We start from the raw sequence: 1,070 nt of genomic DNA on the forward strand, positions 1-1,070 counted from the left end.
GGCACGGTGGTACAGTCACCCGCAGCAAATACACCTTTGACATTGGTTTCATTACGATCATTGATCACAATCTCACCACGATTGCTGAGTTCAACCGCACTGTTCTTCAAGAAATCTGTGTTTGGTAATAAACCAATCTGCACAAAGATTCCTGCAAGCTCAACTGTATGTTCAACATCAGTCGCGCGATCTTTGTATTTCAACGCCGTCACTTGAGCACCATCTCCGACCACTTCAGTACTGAGCGCATTCAAAATCACAGTGGTATTCGGCAAGCTGTTTAATTTGTCTTGCAACACTTGATCTGCACGAAGCTTGGTATCAAACTCAACCAACGTCACATGCTCCACAATTCCTGCAAGGTCAATCGCTGCTTCTACACCAGAGTTACCACCACCAATCACCGCAACACGTTTGCCTTTGAATAATGGGCCATCACAGTGTGGGCAGTACGCTACACCACGGGTACGGTATTCTGCTTCACCCGGTACATTCATTTCTCTCCAACGTGCGCCTGTTGAAAGAATAATGGTTTTCGATTCAAGCTTAGCCCCATTTTCCAATTCAACTTCAACCAGACCATTGGCTGTCTGATCTGCACCTGTGATCTTGCTGACACGTTGTAAATTCATGATATCCACACCGTACTCACGTACATGGGCTTCCATATCTTGAGCAAACTTTGGACCTACAGTTTTTTGAACCGTGGTGAAGTTTTCAATGTCCATAGTATCCATGACCTGACCACCAAAGCGTTCAGCCACGATACCTGTTTTGATCCCTTTACGTGCTGCATAGATCGCTGCTGTACCACCTGCAGGACCACCACCAATCACCAATACATCAAAAGCATCTTTGGCATTGAGTGCTGCGGCATCTTTTTCAGCTGAGTTGGTATCTAGCTTCGCCACGATTTCTTCCAAAGTCATACGACCTTGTCCAATATGTTCATTGTCTTGAAACACCATCGGTACAGCTAAGATTTTGCGTTCTTCAACTTCTTCTTGGAAGAAACCACCATCAATCATGGTCGCAGTTGCATCTGGGTTATAGATCGCAATTAAGTTCAA

General features: G+C 45.1%; 1 protein-coding gene. It reads right to left on the reverse strand.

Features of this window, described 5'->3' with window-relative positions; translation table 11 throughout:
- Positions 1–1,070 (reverse strand): alkyl hydroperoxide reductase subunit F (gene ahpF / locus F908_RS15050; RefSeq protein WP_034602960.1); only part of this gene is annotated, 1,070 nt, incomplete at both ends.

Origin of the sequence: Acinetobacter sp. NIPH 284 (assembly GCF_000369425.1) — a bacterium.
In the GTDB taxonomy this organism is placed as follows: domain Bacteria; phylum Pseudomonadota; class Gammaproteobacteria; order Pseudomonadales; family Moraxellaceae; genus Acinetobacter.